Source organism: Bacillus cereus group sp. Bce041, assembly GCF_052646455.1.
On record NZ_JBQXON010000010.1, the window covers coordinates 156,174 to 180,002 of the forward strand.

Below are 23,829 nucleotides of genomic sequence, written 5' to 3' on the forward strand. Positions count from 1 at the left end.
TCAAATTGACTTACTTTCTGAAAATGCCTTATACTAAATTATATATAAACTATGAAATTCAACGCTTGTAAAAATATATATGCTTCAACAAAAATATATATTTTCTCATGTTAAAACTAAAGAACACACCTTTAAAAATTGGTGTGTTTTTATATGCTACCTAAAAACTAGTTGCTACATGTAACGACTTTCAAAGGAGGATTATCAATTTTTATGAGCATAAAGCCGAATAATAAATTCTTTTCCAAGAAAACAATGATAATTATACCAATATTATTATTGTGCGCTTTTGCTTTTCATTATTTCTTTTTAACATCTAATCAAGCCTTTTCTGGTACAGGGGATGCGTTACGTCAATTTGGCTTTTTTACGTTTCTTCTACAACATGCCTTTAAAGATGGCAACCTTTTTTGGTCTTTTGATTATGGATTAGGTGGAGATTTATTTGGAGAGTTTAGTTATTATTACAGCACATCACCGTTTTTCTGGATTACACTGTTACTACCTAAACTAAGTCTTGAGCAAGTATATGACGTGAAATTATACATGAGTATTTTAAAAAACTTTTTAGCTATGGTATTCATGTATGGTTCTTTACGTTACCATAATAAAACAGCATTCTCATCTTTTGTTGCTGCTATTATATATGGTGGCTGTATTACTTTCATCCGCCACTCTTTACTATGGGACTTCATGGCTGATGCCATTGTATTTTTACCATTAGTAATATGGGGACTTGATAAATATATTATTGAAAAGAAGCACGGCCTTTTCCTAATCGCTGCTACTTTAATGTTAGCATCAAACTTTTATTTTGCTTTTATCACAAGTATTTTCATATTTATTTATGCATTATTCCAATACTTTGCGACACAACAAAATAAAACGATTGTCTCTTTTCTAACTTATTATATTAGAATCGGTTTATTGTACGGATTATCACTCGGTTTAGCCGCCGTTTGCTTCCTCCCATCAGTTAATGCCGTATTTAGCGCTGATCGACTATCAAAAAAGTTTGAGATACCATTATTATTTGAAGATAAATTTTATAAAGATTTAATGGAAAATATTTTCTTCATGTATAATGCTGAAAATCATCAATTAGCTTTACCAGCTTTAATTTTATTCTTAATCGTATTTGGAATGTTTATACGTGATAAACTCGTTAAGAATAAAGTATTCTTTACGTTATTCATGTTCATTCTGTTTATGCTTCCATATACATATTCTATGTTTAATGGTTTTTCAGCAATGCAATCTAGATGGTTTTATTTATTTGTATTTGTAATTGCCCAAACAATTGCATACATTCTAGATTGGATGATTATTCATAAGAAAGACTACAAATTACCTTATTTAATAAGTTTATTAGTGTCTATTGGATTATTCATTTATGCATTTTATAGAAAGGCAAATATAAATGTAACTGATAAACCTTTACAAGACGTTGATAACATTTTACTCGGAACTGTCGTTCTTTCTGTTATTACAGTATGTTTATGGCGTTATATTTCTAAACCTTTCATACAATTTTTAGTTGTATTGAACGTACTCGTTAGCACAATTTCTATGAATTATATGTATGCGAATAATATACTTAGCACAGTTTACGGACAGAGCCAGATTTCAACTGAAAAGTTACACGAACCAGGCTATGATAATCAAGAAGAAATTGCTGCAATTCGCTACATACAAGAAAATGATAAAGACTTTTATCGTATTCTTAATCCATATAGCGAATATAACACACCAATGCTACAAGGATATCATGGCGTAAGTACGTATCAAAGCTTGGTTAATTATTATGTCCATGACTTTATGAAAAATAAATATGGCGTATTCCAAATGTACGATACACCTTCAATGTTTTATCAAGCTGATAGTCGACTACTACTCGAAAATATGCTAGGTATAAAATATCGCGTATTAAGTGCTGATACAGATTCAAAGAATGTACCTTATGGATATAAACTATTACAGCAAGTAGGACCATATAATATTTACAAAAATGACTATGCTTTACCGTTAGGATATGTATATGGTTCGGCTATAAGTGAAGAAGAATTTTCTAAATTAAACTTCGCTCAGCGTGATCAATTATTATTACATGCTGTTGTCGTTAATAATACAAAAGAATTTTCATTAAACCATTTTAATAAACAAGACCTTAAATCAAAGGCAGTATCTATTAAAACGGAAAAAGCAAAATTCGAAAACATGAAAAAACAAGAAAATAAACTAATTGTTCATGGCTTTGGAAATATGATTGTACCTATCAATTATCCTGATACACCTGGTGATCTACTGATAGAATTAAAATTAAAAAATGCAGGCACATTCAATGCAACTGTTAATGGAAAAACGATAGGAAAAGGGGACGATGCTGGTGCATACTCTTATCCGTTAGAAAGGTTTGTTTACAATTTGGGCAATGAGCGTCCAGAAAACCTAACTATCTCTATTGATATGGCAGGTGAGTATGAATTAGGTGACTTGCAAGCAAATATTGTAAACTATGAAAGTATACAAAAAGAAACAAAAAAACTAACTGAAAATAGGCTTGAAAATATTTATTATAAGAACAATTATTTAAAAGGGGATATCAAATCAAATAAAGACGGGCTCTTATATCTATCTGTCCCATATAATAAAGGCTGGACTATAAAAATTGATGGGAAAGAAACAGAATTTACGAAAGCGAATTCTGCCTTTATCGGTGTTCCAATTACAAAAGGTTCACATGTAATCGAAATGACTTACGTTACACCTTACTTCAAATTAGGTATGACTATATCAATCATCTCACTAATTATCTGTATAGCTTTACTAATTTTCAAAAATCCAAAAGCACGACGAAAATTTTCTTTTAAAAAGCAATAATGAGCACTTAATGAATCATGAAGCTATCTATTTAGATAGCTTCCTAAAATAATATCTAAATATTATTTTAATCCACTACAAACAAGGAGTGTCAAACATGACCCTTTCAATAGTTGTACCATGCTACAATGAAGAAAAGGTGCTTCGAGCCTTTTATTCAGAGACTTCCCTTGAAATTCATAAATTAACTACCGATTATGAATTTGTTTTTGTTAATGATGGTAGTAAAGATGATACTTTAAATATTTTACGTGATTTAGCTAGTGCAGATTCATCGGTACACTACATATCATTTAGTCGAAACTTCGGAAAAGAAGCTGCAATGTTAGCTGGTTTAAAATATGCTACAGGCGATGCAATTGTTATTATGGATGCTGACTTACAACACCCTCCTACGTTAATAAAAGAACTGTTAGAAGGATATAACGACGGCTACGACCAAGTCATTGCAAAAAGAACAAGAACTGGTGATTCACCCGTTCGCTCTTTCGTCTCTCGTCTTTACTATAAAGTGATGAATAAATTTGTAGATATTGAATTAGTAGACGGTATTGGTGACTTTAGACTTTTAAGTCGAAGAGCAGTAGATTCTTTATTATCTTTAAGTGAATACAACCGATTTTCAAAGGGCTTATTTTCTTGGATCGGTTATAACGAATTAATCATTGAATATGAAAATGTATTACGTTCTGATGGAGAAAGTAAATGGACCTTCTCGAAATTATTAAATTATGGAATTGATGGTGTAATTTCATTCAATAATAAACCGTTACGTCTATCTATATATCTTGGATTACTAACAACCATTTTAGGACTTTTATACGTAATCACTACGTTCGTTCAAATCATCCTCGGTGGTGTGGAAGTTCCTGGTTACTTTACTCTCATTTCCGCTATACTATTTATTGGCGGTATTCAACTCATATTCCTAGGTGTTATTGGTGAATATATCGGTCGTATTTATTATGAAACAAAACGTAGACCGCATTTTATTGTAGCTGAAAAGAAAGTTAGTGAAGTTAAACAAAAGGCATAACCAAAAAGTTACTTCTGTAGGAGAAGTAACTTTTTTATATACTAACATTTACAAACACTTCTTTTGAAAAAATATACATTTTGAAATGATAGCATTATATGAAAGAATTTAGTATCATGATTCAAGGTACTATTTCAAGTTGGACGGAGGATACTATGAGCTTATTAACAGTTGAAAAATTAGGACATACATTTGGCGATCGTACATTATTTAAAGATGTATCTATGCGATTATTAGCAGGTGAGCACGTTGGATTAGTTGGTGCAAACGGTGTTGGTAAATCAACATTCATGAATATCATTACTGGTCAGCTTATTCATGACCAAGGTCGCGTAGAATGGACACCGGGCACACATTACGGCTACTTAGATCAGCATACTGTTTTAACACCTGGGCGTACAATCCGTGACGTACTAGCGGATGCATTTTTACCGTTATTCGAAAAGGAAAAAGCTTTAAATGAAGTTACAGAAAAAATGGGAACTGCTACACCAGAAGAACTAGAAGAACTTCTTGAGCAAATGGCAGAAATACAAGATGCACTTGAAGCAGGTGGTTTCTACTTACTAGATATGAAAATTGAAGAGGCTGCACGTGGTCTTGGAATTGATGCAATTGGTTTAGATCGTGATGTTTCAGCATTAAGTGGTGGACAACGTACAAAGGTATTGCTTGCAAAGCTATTACTTGAACAGCCAGAAGTGTTATTGCTTGATGAACCTACTAACTATTTAGACGTTGAACATATTCATTGGTTAACAAATTATTTGAAAGAATATCCACATGCATTCTTATTAATTTCTCATGATACGGAATTTATGAACAAATGTGTTGATGTTATTTTCCATCTAGAATTCACAAAAATGACACGCTATACAGCGACATATGAAAAATTCCTAGAACTAGCAGAAATCAATAAAAATCAACATATAAACGCTTATGAAAAACAGCGCGAGTTTATCAAAAAGCAAGAAGACTTCATTGCAAAGAACAAAGCTCGTTATTCAACGACAGGTCGTGCAAAGAGTCGTCAAAAACAACTTGATCGCATGGAGCTTATTGATCGTCCGGAAACAGCAATTAAACCGGAATTCTCATTTAAAGAAAGTCGTGCAAGTAGTCGCTTCGTCTTTGAAGGTGAAAATGTAGAAATCGGATATACACATCCGCTACTACCAAAGCTATCAATGACGATTGAACGTGGTGAAAAAATTGCTATTGTTGGATGTAACGGTGTTGGTAAATCAACGTTGCTAAAAACAATCTTAGGTAAAATTAAACCTTTAAGCGGTAAAACAAGTCTTGGTGACTTCTTAGAGCCTGCATACTTTGAACAAGAAGTTAAAGCTGATAATATAACACCAATTGATGATGTATGGAATACATTCCCTGGCCTAGACCAGCATCAAATTCGTGCGATGTTAGCAAAATGCGGATTAAAAAATGAACATATTTCTCGCCCATTAAGTCAATTAAGTGGTGGAGAACAAGCAAAAGTTCGTTTATGTAAGCTAATGGGTGAGGAAAGTAACTGGCTATTATTTGATGAGCCGACAAACCATCTTGATGTTACAGCAAAAGCGGAACTTAAGAAGGCTATGAAAGCATATAAAGGAACAATTCTCCTTGTATGTCACGAACCGGACTTCTATGAAGATTGGATCACAAAAGTTTGGGATGTTGAAGAATGGTCTCAAAATAGTAAGTAGTCTTTAAGAAAAAACTCCTTGTGTAGACAAGGAGTTTTTTACTTATTTTTATTAAGAATTTTTTATATTGTAGTATCCTATAAGGCGTAATCGAAATTCTTTTAATTCCGGATACGCCTCTAAATTTGCTAACATACCTCTAATTACCGGAATTCTTGGATTAAGCAATCGTATTTCCGCCTCTAAAACATCTAATGTAACCAACAGCTCATCATCCTCTAATTGATCAGCTAAAGTGCGCTTAAATACAATAATCTCTTTTAAAAAATGTTCTTTAACTTGTTCCTTAATAAGCTCTGATTTACAAAGGAATTCTCCAAGCTTTTCTTCATGTAAAATAGGTTCTTCCGAAGATTCTACTAAGCCATCTACTAAATTATCTACTCTTTTTAAAATAAAAGCAGCTACATACGATAAATCAATTTCTGGTGCTTGTAAAATAATTAATTCTAAATACCCACGGCATATGCCTTCTACCATAATTACTAAATCCAATAAATATGGCATAACCTTTTCACCATAAATGGACAATAAACTATTCCGATAAAATGCATGAGACTCTAACTTCATCCGCATCATAAATTCTTCTACTTCTTTATTAAACGGAATCGCATTTTCTCTCGCATGCATAATAATAAATTCTTTATGCTTTTGTATATCATTAAACTGACAATGTAATTGTTTTGCAAATTTTTCACGTGGTAATAAAGACTCTTGTTCAATATCCAGCATTTTCTTTTGGATTTTGTCATAATAATATCGAAGTGTCGCTAATAAAAGCTCATCTTTCGATTTAAAATATAAGTAAAAAGCTCCCTTAGATATACCACTAGCTGTCACAATTTCCTGCACTGATGTCGCATTTACACCCTTAGTAGCAAATAACTTCATAGCCGATTCTATAATTAAACGCTCTTTTTCTTTCATATCTTCTCTCCTAAATTTAATCTCGCATCTTATTATAAATGTATTATACCATCTCTTTTTATTGACGATTGACCAACTGGTCAGTTATATTATGTATTAGACTGACCAGTTGGTCAATATAATAAAAAGGGAGCGCAAACATGAACAAAATCATCAATTTCTCGTTAAAAAATAAGTTCGCAGTTTGGCTACTAACCATTATTGTTACTATTGCGGGGATCTACTCTGGACTCAATATGAAGCTGGAAACAATCCCTGATATTACAACACCGATTGTGACAGTAACTACGGTCTATCCTGGTGCTACACCAGAAGAAGTAGCTGATAAAGTTTCAAAGCCGATGGAAGAACAACTACAAAATTTAAGCGGTGTTAACGTTGTGAGTTCATCATCTTTTCAAAACGCATCTTCTATTCAAGTAGAATACGATTTTGATAAAAATATGGAAAAAGCAGAAACAGAAATTAAAGAAGCTCTCACAAATGTAAAACTCCCAGAAGGTGTTAAAGATCCTAAAGTTTCACGAGTAAACTTCAATGCCTTTCCAGTTATTTCGTTAAGCGCGGCAAGTAAGAATGAATCTTTAGCTACCTTAACTGAAAATGTAGAAAAAAATGTTGTACCAGGATTAAAAGGACTTGATGGTGTTGCATCTGTTCAAATTGCTGGCCAACAAGTAGATGAAGTACAGCTTGTCTTCAAGAAAGATAAAATGAAAGAACTAGGACTAAGTGAAGATACCGTAAAAAATGTGATTAAGGGATCGGATGTATCTTTACCACTTGGCTTATACACATTTAAAGACACGGAAAAATCAGTTGTTGTAGATGGCAATATTACAACGATTAAAGCGTTAAAAGAACTTAAAATCCCAGCTATACCTTCCTCACCTAACGGTCAAGGTAGTCAAAATGCTGGCGCTGGTGCACAAACGCCGCAAATGAATCCAGCTGCTATGAACGGGATTCCAACAGTTACATTAGACGAAATTGCTGACATTAAAGAAGTTGGGAAAGCAGAATCTATTTCTCGAACAAATGGAAAAGAAGCAATTGGAATTCAAATTGTGAAGGCCTCTGATGCAAATACAGTTGATGTTGTAAATGCAGTAAAAGATAAAGTAAAAGATCTTGAGAAAAAATATAAAGATTTAGAGATCATTTCAACATTCGACCAAGGTGCACCTATTGAAAAATCAGTTGAAACAATGCTGAGCAAAGCAATTTTCGGTGCTATCTTTGCGATTGTTATTATTATGCTGTTCCTACGAAATATTCGAACAACGTTAATTTCTGTCGTTTCAATACCACTTTCTTTATTAATTGCTGTTTTAGTCATAAAGCAAATGGATATTACGCTTAACATTATGACACTTGGAGCAATGACCGTTGCTATAGGCCGCGTTGTCGATGACTCAATTGTTGTTATTGAAAATATTTACCGACGTATGTCGTTATCAGAAGAGAAATTACGTGGAAAAGATTTAATTCGTGAAGCTACGAAAGAAATGTTTATCCCGATTATGTCTTCCACCATTGTAACAATTGCTGTATTTTTACCGCTTGGACTAGTAAAAGGTATGATTGGTGAAATGTTCTTACCATTCGCCTTAACTATCGTCTTCGCTTTATTAGCATCATTACTAGTAGCAGTTACAATCGTACCGATGCTAGCTCATTCCTTATTTAAGAAAGAGAGCATGAGGGAAAAAGAAGTACATCATGAAGAAAAACCAAGTAAATTAGCAAATGGGTATAAACGCATACTTGCATGGGCTTTAAATCACAAAATTATTACATCAAGTATCGCTGTCCTTCTATTAGTTGGTAGTCTTGCACTTGTACCAGTTATCGGTGTAAGTTTCTTACCTTCTGAAGAAGAAAAAATGATTATTGCAACATATAATCCTGAACCAGGTCAAACGTTAGAAGACGTTGAAAAAATTGCAACAAAAGCTGAGAAGCACTTCCAAGATAATAAAGACGTCAAAACAATTCAGTTCTCATTAGGTGGAGAGAATCCAATGAGTCCTGGTCAATCAAACCAAGCAATGTTCTTCGTGCAATATGATAACGACACGAAAAACTTTGAAAAAGAGAAAGAACAAGTCGTTAAAGATTTACAGAAGATGTCTGGCAAAGGCGAATGGAAAAACCAAGACTTCGGAGCAAGTGGCGGTAGTAACGAAATTAAACTATACGTTTATGGAGATAGCTCAGAAGACATTAAGCCTGTCGTAAAAGATATTCAAAATATCATGAAGAAAAATAAAGACTTAAAAGATATAGATTCTAGTATTGCAAAAACATATGCAGAGTACACTTTAGTCGCAGATCAAGAAAAGCTGAGTAAAATGGGCTTAACGGCTGCTCAAATTGGAATGGGACTTTCTAATCAACATGATCGCCCTGTTCTGACAACAATTAAAAAAGACGGTAAAGATATCAATGTATATGTAGAAGCTGAAAAACAAAATTATGAAACAATCGATGACTTAACAAATCGCAAAATTACAACACCACTTGGTAATGAAGTAGCTGTGAAAGATGTTATGACTGTAAAAGAAGGTGAAACATCGAATACAGTAACACACCGAGATGGACGTGTTTATGCAGAGGTTAGTGCCAAATTAACATCTGATGACGTTTCAAAAGCATCTGCTGCAGTACAAAAAGAAGTAGATAAAATGGATCTTCCTTCTGGTGTAGATGTTTCTATGGGCGGTGTTACTAAAGATATTCAAGAATCATTCAAGCAACTTGGCCTAGCGATGTTAGCTGCGATTGCCATTGTATACTTCGTTCTTGTCGTTACATTTGGTGGTGCCCTAGCACCATTCGCAATTTTATTCTCGCTACCATTTACAATTATTGGGGCTCTTGTTGCCTTATTAATCTCTGGTGAAACATTAAGTGTATCTGCAATGATTGGTGCGCTTATGTTAATCGGTATCGTTGTAACAAACGCAATCGTGCTTATCGACCGCGTTATTCATAAGGAAAATGAAGGACTATCAACACGTGAATCTTTATTAGAAGCTGGTGCAACACGCCTTCGTCCAATTTTAATGACTGCAATTGCAACAATCGGTGCTCTTATCCCGCTTGCATTAGGATTTGAAGGTAGTGGCTTAATTTCTAAAGGACTTGGCGTAACGGTAATTGGTGGATTAACAAGTTCAACGTTATTAACACTTCTTATTGTTCCAATCGTTTATGAAGTATTAAGCAAATTTAAAAAGAAAAAAACAAAATAACAAAAAAATAACCTCGCTAACTGCGAGGTTATTTTTTATTTCCAAACAAGATTAGGAAATCGCCATAGCCTTCTTTCTCTAATTCCTCTTTTGGAATAAATCGAAGAGCTGCGGAATTAATACAGTAACGAAGGCCATTTGGTCCTGGACCATCTGGAAATACGTGCCCAAGATGTGAATCTCCTTCTTTACTTCTCACTTCTGTACGTGTCATATTATGACTCACATCCATCTTTTCTTTCACACTTGCTGACATCACTGGTTTTGTAAAACTAGGCCATCCACATCCACTATCAAATTTATCTAGAGAAGTAAACAACGGCTCACCTGAAACGATGTCTACATAAAGACCTTCCTCTTTATGGTTCCAATACTCATTTCGAAATGGTGGTTCTGTACCATTTTCCTGTGTTACATAATACTGCATCTCATTGAGTTTTTCTTTTAAATGAGCATTATCCTTTGGCCAATGTTGCTTAATAAAAGCATCTCGTCCTGAGCCTTTACGATATAACTCATAGCGGAATGTGTTTTTCTTATGGTATCCTTGGTGATATTCTTCAGCTGGATAAAATGTAGCTGCTGGTAGTATTTTTGTCGCAATTGGTTTTGAAAAGCGGCCACTCTGCTCAAGCTCTTCTTTTGAGGTCTCTGCTTTTTTATGTTGTTCTTCATTATGATAAAAAATCACCGTTTCATAAGACTGTCCGCGGTCGTGGAATTGTCCACCAATATCGGTCGGATCAATTTGTCTCCAATATATATTTAACAATTCCTCATACGGCATTTTATTTGCATCAAATGTAATTTGTACTGCCTCATAATGTCCCGTCGTTTCTGAACATACTTCTTTATACGTTGGATTCTCTTTATGACCACCTGTATAGCCAGAAACGACCTTTATAATCCCTTCCATCTCTTCAAATGGCGAAACCATACACCAGAAGCACCCTCCAGCAAATGTAGCCAATTCTACCTTTTCATTTACAGCCATTACTTCACCCCTATTCTATGTTCTGCTTACAGTATGGCATAAGAAACATCATATTATAAAAGAAAAAGCACCGAACATCGATGCTTTTTCTTTACTTCACTTTATTTTTTCCAACATCCTTCTCCATTTCATCACTTGTCACGTCTAAAACATCTAATAAGAAGATGAAGATTGGAATACCGATAATTAATCCCCATACACCTAAGAAGTGTTCTGAGAAGATTAATACCATAAATGTATAGAAAATCGGTAAATTTGTTTTTTGCGACATAAACTTCGGGTTTAATACGTAACTTTCAAGCGCATGAATCACTGTTACGATAACCAAAATATAAACAACGTACATGATACCGCCAATATTGTAAGCAATCATACAAAGTGGGAATAACGAAATGATAACCCCTGCTACTGGAATTAAGCCAAGCAAGAAAATCATTAACGCTAAACCTAATAATTGTGGGAATCCTAATATCCATAATGCGATAACTGAAAGAACACAGTTAACAACAGCAATTAAAAATTGCGCTTCGATTACCTTTCCAAATGAACGTGCAAATTTCTTTCCGAAGTACTCAATTTCAGTATAGAAAATTGCAAGCCTGCTTTCTTTAAACTTTGCAGTAAAACCGACAATACGAGATTTTTCTAATAAGAAAAACAAACTCAAAATTAAAGAAAGTAAAACTTGAAGGCCAAATTTACCAACATTCGTAATCGATTTATACAAAATGTCTACGCCTTGTCCTACATATTTAGAAAGCTCCATATGATTGACAGCATTAACTGCATACTTAATTAGTTCACTATCTGGTGGGTTTCTTAAAAATACATTGAATTGGTAAATCAGTTGTGAAATTTGTATCGTCAATACTGGTAAATATTTAAATAGCGTAATAGCAATTCCACCAATTAACATTACATATAGAAATGCTATAATAATTTTTCGATTAATAGGCATGAAATGATCTAATTTGCGTGAAATAAACTTTTGGAATCGATCCATTAAATACGTGAGAATAAACGTAATTAATATTAAATTCAACATACTTTGCAGCCCGTATAACACGAGAGCAAGTATTACTAATACGAGTAACCTCTGGAATCCTTTGCTTTGAAACAGGTTTTTTATTTGCATAATCGACGAATACTCTCTCCTGTCCTATAAACTAAAACGTTAATAAGTAGATTTCTCTCTCTTTTCTACTTTTAATTATTCATTCATATTAAGATTTTTATAAACTCATTATATGCCTACCTTACCAGGTATATAGTAGCCTACTTCTTATTTTACAATACAATGACCTAATTCAAAACGTATTCTACATAGTATTAATGAAGATTTAAGGAAACTTACATTTTTTAATAGGTCTTACCACTACTGTAACATAAAAAGCAAGCTATCAGTAGAAATCTGTCCTACAAATAGCTTGCTTTTCTTATTTTTTAAGTAAGTTTTACTATCCAATGAATGGCATGAACATTGGGATGACAACTACTGTTACAACCCCAACTACCGTTACAGCAATACTTGCCATCGCTGCCTCTACCTCACCCATTTCAATTCCTACTGCAACTCCTAATGCATGACCCGCTGTTCCAAGTGCTAAACCTTTTGCAATCGGATGTTTCACTCTAAATGTTTTTAAGAATAATGCTCCTAATGCGTATACGATAACTGCGTTGAAAATAACTGCAAACGATGTAATTGCTGGAATACCACCAATACTTTCTGAAATTGGTAACGCAATTGCTGTTGTTGCTGCTTGTGGTAGCATTGAATTCATTACTGCTGTATCTAAACCGATTGCTTTTGCAACAATGAACACGACAATTACTGAGCAAATAGATCCAACCACGATAGCTGATAAAATTTTCCACCAATATTTTTTCAACTTATCAACTTGTTTATATAGTGGGATAGCGAATGCAATTGTTGCTGGCTCTAAGAAGAAACTAATCATTTTTCCGCCAGTATTATATTCTTCAAAAGTAAAGTTACCTACCTTTAGAAATACAATCCCTAATACCATCGCCACGAATAATGGTGTAAATAGGAAGAACCCTTTTGAATGCTTGAATAATAATTTTCCGATTCCGTATGCGATTAATGAAACGACGATTCCGAAATATGGAGTCATTGTGCTTGCCATGTTCATTACCTCCCAACAATATATAAATACAATGGTTACGCAACCTTTCCGTGCTTGCGTCCTTTATTTACTACTTTCAATTCTTTTGTATCTTCTGTTTCTTTTTCATCTTTTCCTAAAATAAATTGTGCAAATAATCCTGTTACAGCGAGTAAAATAACTGTTGCTACAACAATTACAGTTAAAATTTGTACAAAGTATTGTCCCATTACACCAAGAGAATTAATAACTGAAATACCTGATGGGACGAATAAGAATCCAATAATACCTGTTAAAGCTGTTCCGAGTGATTCAACTTGCTCCAATTTAATAACTTTTAAACATAATAGACTAAATAAAATAACTAACCCGATTACCGATGAAGGCATTGGAATTGGTAAATGTATTGCAATAATATTAGAAATTAACATAATAGCTGAGAATATGAATGCTTGTGATAAGAAACTATATACTTTTTTCGTACTCATTTTGGCCACCTCTTTCGATTTGGTACCTTTATTGTATAGGATATAACCGCCAGAGTAAGCGTTTACATAACAGAGCGTCAAATATACAGAATCAGTTACAAATATAAAAGAATGAAATACAAAAGCTGCTCCTTAAATACGAAGCAGCTTCTTGAGTTCTTTTGCATATGTACGGCTAACAGGTACTTTTGATCCTTCTTTCATGATTAAATTATAAGTAGAATTGAACCATGGCTGAATTTCAGTAATATGATTAATATTCGCAATAAAGCTACGATGGATGCGCATGAAACTTACTTGCGGCAACTTCTTTTCCAAAATCACAAGTGTATCGTGTGTTACATATGTTTCCCTCATTGTTTTTACTGTCACTTTTCCGTCCACAAGTCCTACATATACAATATCTTCAATATTAACAAGTACGATTGATTCTTCAATTGGTAATGCTAATTTATGCATCTCTACTGTTACATCTGTCCCCTTTATTTCGTGCTTCGTTTCTATTTGCGATTGTTTTTGTTTTTTATACTTCTTTAATGTCTGCACAATACGCTCTTCATCAAATGGTTTTAAAATGTAGTCTAACGCATCTACTTCAAATGCTTGCAGCGCATATTGATCATAGGCAGTAGCAAATACAATTGCAGGTGGATTTTTCATCTTCTTTAATATATTGGCGATTTCAAATCCGTTATCATCGGATAATTGAATATCTAAAAACACAATATCTGGTCTACTTTGCATTAGTTCTTCTAATGCGTCTTCCACACAATCAGCCTCACCAATTATCTCAACTTCTTTCGTTCTCTCTAATAAATACTTTAGTTCATCACGTGCTAACATTTCATCGTCAACTACTAATACTTTTAACAATCTGTTCTTCCTCCCCTACTTTTTTTGGAATAACAAAAGTAATCTCTGTCCCCTCATTTAATTCACTTTCGATATGAAGCATCGTTTCTTTTCCAAATAATCCAATAAGACGTTCATTAATATTATATAAAGCTGTTCCAGTCCCTTTCTTTGACGAAACTACCATCTTTCCTAATTGTTCTAAACGTTCTTCCTCAATTCCCTGCCCATTATCTTTTACTTCAAAATGAACCATACCCTCTTTTTCAAAAACATGCACTTCCACTTCGCATACTGGTTGCTTCTTCGGAAAGGCGTGTCGCAACGCATTTTCAACCAATAGTTGAAGAACAAATGGTGGTACTAAAGTTGTCTTTAGCTCGTCCTCAATATACATCTTTACCTCATACTTATTTGGGAACCTTGCTTGTTCTAGGGATAAATATGCCTGTACATGGTTTAATTCTTGTTCTAGCGGAATCAATAACTGACGTGCCCCTTGCAAATTACATCGGAAATATACGCTAAGCTGTAATAATAACTTCCTTGCTTTTTCTACATCTGTTCGGCATAAAGCTGATACTGTATTAATCGCATTAAATAAAAAATGCGGGTTAATTTGTGCTTGTAATGCCTTTATTTCCGCATCTTGCAATAATTTACTTTGCAACTCAGCTTCACCTAATTCAAGTTGTGTAGAGAATATTTTTGCTAATCCTTCTGCTAATTCCTCTTCCACACGACTTAACTGGTTAGGATTTTTGAAATACAGTTTTAATGTCCCTATTGTATTTCCATGTGAAGTTAGTGGAATAACAATCGCCGCTTGCAAAGGGCAGCCTTCATGTTGACAATTAATAACCTCACGTGATTTTGCTTTCATTATTTGCCCTGTATGTAACACTTCTTTCGACAAACCAGTTATTAAACTATGTGACGGAATATGGTGATCTGATGCTAATCCAACATGAGCTAATATTTTCTCTGTATCTGTTAAGGATACCGCATCTGTTCCTGTAAAGCGGTGAATAATTTGTGCCACATGCTTACACGATTCTTCTGTTAAGCCTTGGCGAAAATATGGTAACGTTTTATCTGCAATACGTAATACCTTATGAGTCTGAAGTGCCTTTGCGTTCTCTTCCTGACGCAAAATAGCTTGTATCATAGAAAGTAAAATAAAACTTCCAAAACTATTTACAAGGATCATTGGTATCGCAATTGTTTTCACAATGCTCATTCCATCCTCTACAATTAATAGGATCATAATCATTTCTAAAGAAACGATAAAAACACTTAAAATCGCTGAAAACTTAGGGGTAATTGTACGGTTATATTTTTTAAAAATGTATCCGATATAACCAGTTATAACGCCTGCTAAAATTGAAGAGATTGCACAACTTAGAGCTGTCGTCCCTCCAAGCATATAACGGTGAATACCAGCAATTGATCCTACCCCAATTCCAACGATAGGACCACCAAGCAATCCACTAATTCCAACACCCATAATACGTGTATTCGCAATGGTACTCGATGATGAAACACCTTGTAACCAATTTTCATTCATAATCGTATTTCCTGCTATTTCAATCCCAGTGTAATTGCTTACAATTGTAAATACCGAAAAAATACAAATAAGCTTAAGCTTATCTACATAGCCATCCTGTTTATGAAGGAGGCGTCTGAAAGTTTTAATATGAGAGAGTAAAAATCCTAAAATAACTATAAGTCCGACTCGTTCAATCATCATGAGTACTAAATTTAGCATCTTTGATTCATTCCTTTTTATTTAGTTAGTTTTATTATGGGAAAATAATGAAGTCGGCGTCAAGAAGAACGAAATGTTTTTTGAAATATTTTACACATAATAACTTCCTCTTTATTTGACAATACATATAGAAGAGTGCTAAAAATAAAGTAATATAATACAGTCCTTTAACCCAACCCCGTGAGGTTGAGAAGGAAGTCGGAATACAATATACGTATGTTCTTTTCTTGGGGATACGTATGCTTTTTTGGCCTTCTCATCATATCAGGTGAGAAGGCCTTTTGTTATTCTTCCATAGCGACTGTAGAAAATAAGGAGGAGTAATAATGAACGTCACTACTGATATACAACAAACAACAGAGGAGACAAAAGCGAAAAGATATAAAACATTATTTGGTTCTGCGCTAGGATATGCAGCAGAAGGTTTAGATATGTTGCTATTATCTTTCGTACTTGTCTATATTTTAAAAGAGTTTCACTTAAGTCCTGTTGAAGGTGGAAACTTAACTTTAGCTACCACAATAGGAATGTTAATTGGTTCTTATTTATTTGGATTTATTGCTGATTTATTTGGCCGTATTCGTACAATGGCCTTCACAATCTTACTGTTTTCACTAGCAACCGCACTCATTTATTTCGCAACAGACTACTGGCAATTATTAATTCTGCGCTTTTTAGTTGGAATGGGAGTTGGTGGTGAATTCGGAATCGGAATGGCCATCGTAACAGAAACATGGTCTAAAGAAATGCGCGCTAAAGCGACATCTGTTGTTGCACTTGGATGGCAATTTGGTGTACTGATTGCTTCACTCCTTCCAGCATTTATTGTCCCACACTTTGGATGGAGAGCCGTTTTCTTATTTGGATTAATTCCAGCTTTACTAGCTGTCTATGTCCGTAAAAGTTTAAGTGAACCGAAAATATGGGAGCAAAAACAACGCTACAAAAAGGAGCTATTGCAAAAAGAAGCTGCAGGTAAATTAACAACTACTGAAGCAGAACAACTAAAACATATAAAAAAATTTCCACTTCGAAAGTTATTTGCCAATAAAAAAGTGACAATTACAACAATTGGTCTTATTATTATGTCGTTCATCCAAAACTTCGGATATTACGGAATCTTCACATGGATGCCCACTATTTTAGCAAATAAATATAACTATACATTAGCAAAAGCAAGTGGCTGGATGTTCATTTCTACCATCGGTATGCTAATTGGAATTGCAATCTTTGGTATTCTAGCTGATAAAATTGGTCGCCGTAAAACTTTTGCAATCTATTATATTGGCGGTACAGTATACTGTCTCATTTACTTCTTCTTATTCACAGATTCAACATTATTATTATGGGGAAGTGCATTGCTTGGATTCTTTGCAAATGGAATGATGGGAGGATTTGGAGCAATTTTAGCTGAAAACTATCCTGCTGAAGCTCGCTCTACCGCCGAAAACTTTATTTTCGGTACAGGACGTGGATTAGCTGGATTTGGGCCTGTTATTATTGGCTTACTTGCTACAGGTGGCAACCTACTTGGAGCATTGTCCTTGATTTTTATCATCTACCCAATCGGGTTAATTACAATGCTACTATGTGTACCAGAAACAAAGGGAAAAGTATTAGATTAAACGTAAAAGAGGAAGCATCTCATTTAAGATGCTTCCTCTTTTACGTTTTTATTTATTTTGATTTACTAGCCTTCTGAAATAAGAATGCAGTTTTATCTTCTTCTTTTACAATACCTTGTTTTAATGCTAATTCTCCCGCAACTTTAGGCGCTAACCATAGCATTGGGAATAACAAAATTGATACCGGAACTGCCGTCACCACGATAAACGATTGTAACGCATTAATACTTCCTTCACCCATATATAAAAGAATTGCTGCAACTGCGCCCATAATAAGCGACCAAAAAATTCGCAAACTAATTCTAGGATCTCCGTCTCCAGTCACTGCCATTGAAATGGAATACGCCATTGAATCTCCTGTTGTCACTACAAATAAAATTGTTAATAAAAGAAATGCTGGTCCAATAATATTAGAAAGTGGCAATTGCCCTGTAATTGCAATCATAGCTGCCGGCATACCAGATTCACTTAATGCGTCCGAGATAGACCCAGGATTCATCAACTCATAAAACACGCCTGATCCACCTAATATAGTAAACCAAAATGTTGTAATAATAGGTGCGATAATTCCAATTGCAACGATGATTTCTCGAATCGTTCTCCCTCTTGAAATTCGACTCACTAAAATTGCCATCATTGGTCCGTATCCAATAAACCATCCCCAGAAAAAGATTGTCCAAGATCCTAACCAACTTGTATCACCACGGTATGTGCTCATCGGTATAAACTCATTTACATAAAATCCAAACGAAGAAACAAACGAATCAATAATAAATCCACCTGGCCCAAATAGTAATATGAATGCCATTAACACAATTGCTAATCTAACATTTAAATTACTTATAATTTGAATCCCTTTATCAATACCTGTTACTGCCGATATGGTAGACACGGCCACCACACAAACAATAATTGCTAATTGAGTAGTAAACACATCAGAAACTCCAAATAATTCTTGTAATCCATAACTTGCTTGTAAACCTAAAAATCCAATTGGGCCAATTGTACCTGCAGCTACTGCAATAATTGCAGCTGCATCAATTATCGTTCCAAGCAGGCTCTTTCTTAATTTTTCCCCAAAAATAGGATATAAAAGTGTTCGAGGTTTTAGCGGCATATCTTTATGATAATGTCCATACATCATAACTACCGCACTAATTGTACCTAAAATCGTCCATGCTAAAAATCCCCAATGCATATAACTTTGTGCTAAAGCAGGCATGACTGCTTCTTTCGTTCCAGCAGATATACCATCATGTATTGGTGGCACCGTCATCAAATGATACATTGGCTCTGCTGCTGCCCAAAAAACGCCACCTCCAGCAAGTAATGTAGACATAATAATAGCAAGCCATTTTGCCGTACTAATCTCAGGTTTTTCTAATCCCCCAAGCTTAACTCTCCCATATTTGGAGAAAGCCATACACATCGCAACAATAAATGTACCTAATAATAAAACTTGCCAGAAGGCACCGAAATATTTAATTGAAAAAGCGAAACTTTTATTAATCGCACTCTCTACATAATCCTTGTTCAAAAAAACTGCAATTACAAATAATAAAAGTGAACCACCACTAATAATAAATACAGGCCAATCAGTTTTTCGACTCTTCATCCTCATTTATACTTCCTTCCTCCTTCCTCAGCAATCTAAAAAAACAACTTTATTATGTTTTATTGTTTAAACCCAAAACATAATAATTATATATGCATAACATTTTATCGACTTCCCACATACTTATGTTGTCCCTAAAAATATGCCAAATCCCTTATTAAAAAGAAAAATTCTCTTCCTCTTACATAAAAAAGCAAAACAAAAGACCTTATATTTCTATAAGGTCTTCGAAACAGAAATTTGATTATAACATAAGGTACTCCTTGGTTCAAAAAGCCTCTTCCAAAAATAACCGAGAGTAAAGGCTTCCATTTGCTACATAACAGTAATTAAAAAAAATTATATTTCAAAGAAAAAACCTACACTAAATATTATTTATGAAAGAAATTTGGCTTCAAAATTTCATTCGGATACGGTTTATGATAAATGTGAGTGGTAGCTGGAGATAATGGCGGAATAAGCCATACCCAATTACCTGTTACAACACGACCACAAGCAGCTTCTTGCTTCTCAAATTGCTGAAATTGTTGTGCAGCAGTATGGTGATCAACAATACTAACTCCTTGTTTTTTAAAGGAGTGTAGTACGGCAATATTCAACTCAATTAGCGCCTTATCTTTCCATAAGGTACCGTTTCTCGATGTATCTAAATCCATCATCTCCGCAACAGCCGGAAGTAAATTATAACGATCATGATCTGCTAAGTTGCGCGCCCCAATTTCTGTTCCCATATACCATCCATTGAACGGAGCGGCTGTATAAGAAATACCGCCAATTTCTAAACGCATATCTGAAATCATTGGAACACCATACCATTTTACTCCAAGTGATGAAATAGGGTATTCTGGGTGTTCAATTGGCACTTCTTTTACTTCTTCTCTCGGAATTTCTTTATATGTAGGCGCCTTCCCGTTTATAGAGAACACAAGTGGCAATACATCGAAATTCGTACCTTCTCCTTGCCAACCAAGCCCCTGACAAAAGTCCGTAAATGTAGCGGAATGAGAATCACCAATCACTCCCGTTTCTGTTTTATATCCTGCATATCGAATCAATTGGTGATTATAAATTCTTATATTATTTTCTTCACCTTGATATTGCTTAAAAATCGTAATGGTTGGTTTAACTTTCCCGTCGTTCGTTGCATATTTAATATGATGAATTAATGCATTATATACACCCTCTTCATCATTTACTTCGCGCGCATCTAATATGTGCATCTTACTCCAAAATAGTCTTCCAATACATCTATTACTGTTACGCCATGCCATTCGTGAACCATGAACAAGTTCTTCAAATGTATGCTCATATGTCCCTGTCTTCTCTATCTCAATTTGAATTTCTTTTATACGTTCTTCTATCAATTGTTCTTTATGAAGCTCCTTATAACAAATCGTAATAAAATTACTTGCTTCCTCTATTAATTGTTTCGTTTTACTCATAAACAATCTCCTTCTATTTCAACAAAACCCTGCTACTTTACAGTATAAGCAAAAAGGATAGGAGTCACAAATGAAAGTGAGAGTGTTACTTTTATTGTAATATTTTTTAGAAAATTAATGGACTTACTATTGACTTATATGGAAAATGGGTGTATTTTTGACTCAGGTAAAGTATTTTTACCTAGACCAACTTTTTAAGTGGAAAGGAGGTAATGTTATGTCTTCATTTCAATTGCCAAATCTTTCATATGACTATGATGAACTAGAGCCACATATTGATAGCAATACACTTTCCATTCATCATGGAAAGCACCATGCGACATACGTAAACAATTTAAATGCTACTTTAGAAAATTATACTGAATTACATAATAAATCTTTAGAAGAATTGCTATGTAATTTAGATACTTTACCGAAGGAAATTGTTACAGCTGTACGAAATAACGGTGGTGGTCACTATTGTCATAGTCTTTTTTGGGAAGTGATGAGCCCACGAGGTGGCGGTGAGCCTAATGGAGACGTTGCAAAAGTAATTGATTATTATTTCAATACCTTTGACAACTTAAAAGATCAACTTTCCAAAGCAGCTATTAGTCGTTTTGGAAGTGGCTATGGATGGCTTGTTCTTGACGGTGAGGAACTCTCTGTTATGAGTACACCAAATCAAGATACGCCTTTGCAAGAAGGGAAAATCCCCTTACTCGTAATTGATGTATGGGAACATGCTTATTATTTAAAGTATCAAAATAGGCGCCCAGAGTTTGTTACCAACTGGTGGCATACAGTAAACTGGGACCAAGTAAACGAGAAGTATTTACAAGCAATTCAATCACAAAAACATTAGTCGTACGTATAAGGTAAATTTGGTAATGTAAAATCAGTATTGTCGAAATCCTCCAGAATCCCCCGGATTGCCACCGGGGGATTTATGATTACTTCATTGTATTTATATAATGTTTTAAAACATTTTTCATTTCTAGTTTCAGCTCTCGGAACAAAAATCCGAATTCACGAGCCTTTCCATTATGTAATGTACAGTTAGTTACCTCATTATAAGGAGCTATATTTTCCCCAGCTTTCTGAATGAGTGCTTTTATTCCTGTCTTCTCTTCTATGAAATGAATAATTTCTTCCGTAGAAACTACCCCGTTACTACAGGCGTTAATTGGCCCTTTCACATTTTCCATTCCGCACCAAGCTAGAAACTCTCCTGCCTCTTTTTCATGTATAAATGACAAAGTTCCATCTACATGATCCACAACGATAGGTTTTTGGTTCACAATACATTCAACGTAAAATTGTAACCTTTTCGTATAATCGTTTTCTCCAATAACAACTGTAAAACGAACTGCAACAACTGGGAATGTTGCTTGTTGAAATACAACGGCTTCAGCTAATCTCTTTCCTTCACCATAATTGAAGTCATTCCTATCTCCATACGCGATTGCATAATCGTGCGGATTAAAGTCTTCTTCTGATAAGCTTAGGGCAGGTTCATAGACGGCCATTGAAGATGTCATAACATATTTCTTCGTTTTCCCTCGTAACACTTCACATATTATCTTCGCTGCATTCGAGCTATAGCATAAATTATCGTATACAATATCATAACTTTTTCCTTCTAGACGCTTTTCTAGTAGCTTTCCATCTTCTCTATCAATAATTATTCTTTTTACTGCGCTACCAAAAGAATCTTCAGTAACTCCCCTCGTCGCAATCGTTACATCGTGCCCCTCTTGCAAAAGTGCTTCTACTAAATGTTTACCAAAAAATCTTGTTCCCCCTAGCACCAATACTTTTTTCAACTTCATCATCCCCATTTTAGCAAATTGTAAAATACTACCTCTCTATTATAAGTGCCAACATATAAAAAGCATGGAATTCGTTTAACGATTCCATGCTTTTCTACAGAAAATATATTAACGTACTCGATATTTATAAATACAATAACAGAAGTACAAAATAGAAATTACTGATACATAAACCCATAGTTCATATACAAATCCCTCTCCCCACACTCCCATAAAATAAAAGAGTGAAGGTAAAGTCAATGTTACCCATGATTGTACGAAGGCAATCCTTCCAAGATATTGATTAATGTTCTTCTTTTGTGTATTTAATACAAAGAATAAATACCAAAGTAATGCCCACATAAACCACGTTAACGCATTAACAACATCATGGAATTGAACAAATGAAACAACCATATAGAATAAGGCTATAATTGCTACCCAAATACAAAACCATCCTAGACCACTACTATCCATTCCTTTTATAAAAGTAACACCTACATATAAATAAGTTAATCCAAATAAGAAAGTAGCCGCATATGAATACACTGTCCAATTGCTTTGGTCAGAAATCATGATCAAATAAAACGGAATAATAATTTGTAGTGCACCCACAAATAAATTAAAAACACCCGTACTTTTCATCTCTGCTTTCCCTAATATAACAAGACTATTTAAAAATAAAGCTGCCCCTGAAAGTAATAATCCTACATAACCCATATATATTCGTGTGAAAATCTTTACCTTTCACACTTTTAACCTCCCCACACTATAAAGTGATACTTATATTATTTTTCTTCCCATTTAAAACTACATACATAATTTTTCATCCAAATAAGTCAGACCTCCTACCTCAAAAAGGAGCGAACTTAAAACGCTTTCAATAATAAATAATCCTATTAAAACATGAACTAGGATTCCTTGATTATAAACGGACTCTAGCAATGATACAAGTGTTGGAATACTTTTCAATAATACGCTTTCAATTTCTATAAAAAATTAATAAAATAATACATTCCTCTATCTCATTCTACTACCTTCTAGCATAAGATATTGTAAAATCACCTCATTTAAAACAGCGAACGTTCTTTTCTAGGTTCGCTAATAAAATTAATAAAAAATGACCTCTTGCTTTTATGCAAAGGTCATTTTTTTATATTCATCATTAAACTTCTAAATAGCCATTTTTATTATTTGATTGCCATTTCCAAGAATCTGCACACATTTCTTCTAATCCGCGTGTTGCCTCCCAGCCTAATTCACGCTTTGCTTTCGATGCATCAGCAAAACATACTGCCACATCACCTGGGCGACGCT

18 protein-coding genes and 1 pseudogene are annotated in these 23,829 nt (G+C 34.3%); 6 read left to right on the forward strand and 13 right to left on the reverse strand.

All coding sequences use genetic code 11. The annotated features are described in order from the left end of the window. The first annotated feature begins 213 nt into the window (after positions 1-213). The 3 genes from ACUN13_RS24550 (at position 214) to ACUN13_RS24560 (ending at position 5,625) form a co-directional block, all read left to right on the forward strand. Positions 214-2,880, forward strand: coding sequence for a YfhO family protein (locus ACUN13_RS24550; RefSeq protein ID WP_445424001.1), 2,667 nt, complete (start codon positions 214-216; stop codon positions 2,878-2,880). A 97-nt stretch (positions 2,881-2,977) separates the two neighbouring features. Continuing rightward, positions 2,978-3,916, forward strand: coding sequence for a glycosyltransferase family 2 protein (locus ACUN13_RS24555; RefSeq protein ID WP_000175825.1), 939 nt, complete (start codon positions 2,978-2,980; stop codon positions 3,914-3,916). 155 nt (positions 3,917-4,071) lie between these two features. After that, positions 4,072-5,625 carry an ABC-F family ATP-binding cassette domain-containing protein gene (locus tag ACUN13_RS24560; protein ID WP_000055410.1) on the forward strand — a complete coding sequence of 518 codons (1,554 nt, stop codon included), beginning with the start codon at positions 4,072-4,074 and terminating at the stop codon, positions 5,623-5,625. Positions 5,626-5,676: 51 nt separating this feature from the next. Here ACUN13_RS24560 and ACUN13_RS24565 read toward each other — a convergent pair whose 3' ends face one another. Beyond that, positions 5,677-6,552: a TetR/AcrR family transcriptional regulator gene (locus tag ACUN13_RS24565; protein ID WP_000659648.1), complete on the reverse strand. Its 876-nt coding sequence runs from the start codon at positions 6,550-6,552 to the stop codon at positions 5,677-5,679. Between the two features lie 140 nt (positions 6,553-6,692). On the opposite strand from ACUN13_RS24565, the gene ACUN13_RS24570 reads away from it, so the two are divergent. Further along, positions 6,693-9,809, forward strand: a complete 3,117-nt coding sequence (locus tag ACUN13_RS24570; RefSeq protein ID WP_025689995.1) for an efflux RND transporter permease subunit — start codon at positions 6,693-6,695, stop codon at positions 9,807-9,809. Positions 9,810-9,837: 28 nt separating this feature from the next. Here the strand turns inward: ACUN13_RS24570 and msrB are convergent, their stop codons facing one another. The 7 genes and pseudogenes from msrB to lytS all read right to left on the reverse strand — a co-directional run bounded on the left by msrB (position 9,838) and on the right by lytS (position 16,040). Then, the gene (gene msrB, locus ACUN13_RS24575) at positions 9,838-10,290 is read right to left on the reverse strand and encodes a peptide-methionine (R)-S-oxide reductase MsrB (RefSeq protein WP_224201069.1); all 453 of its coding nucleotides are present in this window, start codon (positions 10,288-10,290) and stop codon (positions 9,838-9,840) included. A 45-nt stretch (positions 10,291-10,335) separates the two neighbouring features. Next, positions 10,336-10,803, reverse strand: a pseudogene (gene msrA, locus ACUN13_RS24580) (peptide-methionine (S)-S-oxide reductase MsrA); the annotation flags it as partial. Positions 10,804-10,894: 91 nt separating this feature from the next. Beyond that, a complete protein-coding gene (locus ACUN13_RS24585) occupies positions 10,895-11,938 on the reverse strand; it encodes an AI-2E family transporter (RefSeq protein ID WP_001166010.1) in 1,044 nt (347 codons plus the stop codon). Between the two features lie 322 nt (positions 11,939-12,260). Continuing rightward, on the reverse strand, positions 12,261-12,953 hold the full coding sequence (gene lrgB, locus ACUN13_RS24590) for an antiholin-like protein LrgB (RefSeq protein WP_025689991.1): 693 nt from the start codon (positions 12,951-12,953) through the stop codon (positions 12,261-12,263). Positions 12,954-12,988: 35 nt separating this feature from the next. Continuing rightward, positions 12,989-13,420 (reverse strand): antiholin-like murein hydrolase modulator LrgA, encoded by a 432-nt coding sequence (gene lrgA, locus ACUN13_RS24595; RefSeq protein ID WP_086412009.1) that lies wholly within the window; start codon positions 13,418-13,420, stop codon positions 12,989-12,991. A gap of 132 nt (positions 13,421-13,552) precedes the next feature. Next, a complete protein-coding gene (locus tag ACUN13_RS24600) occupies positions 13,553-14,293 on the reverse strand; it encodes a LytR/AlgR family response regulator transcription factor (protein WP_000921842.1) in 741 nt (246 codons plus the stop codon). Continuing rightward, the gene (lytS, locus tag ACUN13_RS24605; protein WP_000933565.1) at positions 14,271-16,040 is read right to left on the reverse strand and encodes a two-component system sensor histidine kinase LytS; all 1,770 of its coding nucleotides are present in this window, start codon (positions 16,038-16,040) and stop codon (positions 14,271-14,273) included. Before lytS ends, ACUN13_RS24600 begins: the two co-directional genes overlap by 23 nt. A gap of 326 nt (positions 16,041-16,366) precedes the next feature. Here lytS and ACUN13_RS24610 point away from each other — a divergent pair, with 326 nt between their 5' ends. Next, a complete protein-coding gene (locus ACUN13_RS24610; protein WP_445424002.1) occupies positions 16,367-17,665 on the forward strand; it encodes an MFS transporter in 1,299 nt (432 codons plus the stop codon). A 52-nt stretch (positions 17,666-17,717) separates the two neighbouring features. On the opposite strand, the gene ACUN13_RS24615 is transcribed toward ACUN13_RS24610, so the two are convergent. Then, the gene (locus tag ACUN13_RS24615; RefSeq protein ID WP_001242445.1) at positions 17,718-19,286 is read right to left on the reverse strand and encodes a BCCT family transporter; all 1,569 of its coding nucleotides are present in this window, start codon (positions 19,284-19,286) and stop codon (positions 17,718-17,720) included. Positions 19,287-19,651: 365 nt separating this feature from the next. Next, positions 19,652-20,722 (reverse strand): nitric oxide synthase oxygenase, encoded by a 1,071-nt coding sequence (locus ACUN13_RS24620; RefSeq protein WP_000047627.1) that lies wholly within the window; start codon positions 20,720-20,722, stop codon positions 19,652-19,654. A gap of 217 nt (positions 20,723-20,939) precedes the next feature. Between ACUN13_RS24620 and sodA the strand changes: the two genes are divergently transcribed. Continuing rightward, a complete protein-coding gene (sodA, locus tag ACUN13_RS24625; RefSeq protein ID WP_342761613.1) occupies positions 20,940-21,566 on the forward strand; it encodes a superoxide dismutase [Mn] in 627 nt (208 codons plus the stop codon). An 88-nt stretch (positions 21,567-21,654) separates the two neighbouring features. Here the strand turns inward: sodA and ACUN13_RS24630 are convergent, their stop codons facing one another. From ACUN13_RS24630 to ACUN13_RS24640, 3 genes are all read right to left on the reverse strand, one after another. Next, positions 21,655-22,542, reverse strand: coding sequence for an NAD-dependent epimerase/dehydratase family protein (locus ACUN13_RS24630; RefSeq protein WP_342761614.1), 888 nt, complete (start codon positions 22,540-22,542; stop codon positions 21,655-21,657). A 99-nt stretch (positions 22,543-22,641) separates the two neighbouring features. Then, the gene (locus ACUN13_RS24635) at positions 22,642-23,232 is read right to left on the reverse strand and encodes an AmiS/UreI family transporter (RefSeq protein ID WP_000542578.1); all 591 of its coding nucleotides are present in this window, start codon (positions 23,230-23,232) and stop codon (positions 22,642-22,644) included. A gap of 445 nt (positions 23,233-23,677) precedes the next feature. Further along, on the reverse strand, positions 23,678-23,829 hold a 152-nt coding region (locus ACUN13_RS24640), incomplete at its 5' end, for a GDP-mannose 4,6-dehydratase (protein WP_170857924.1).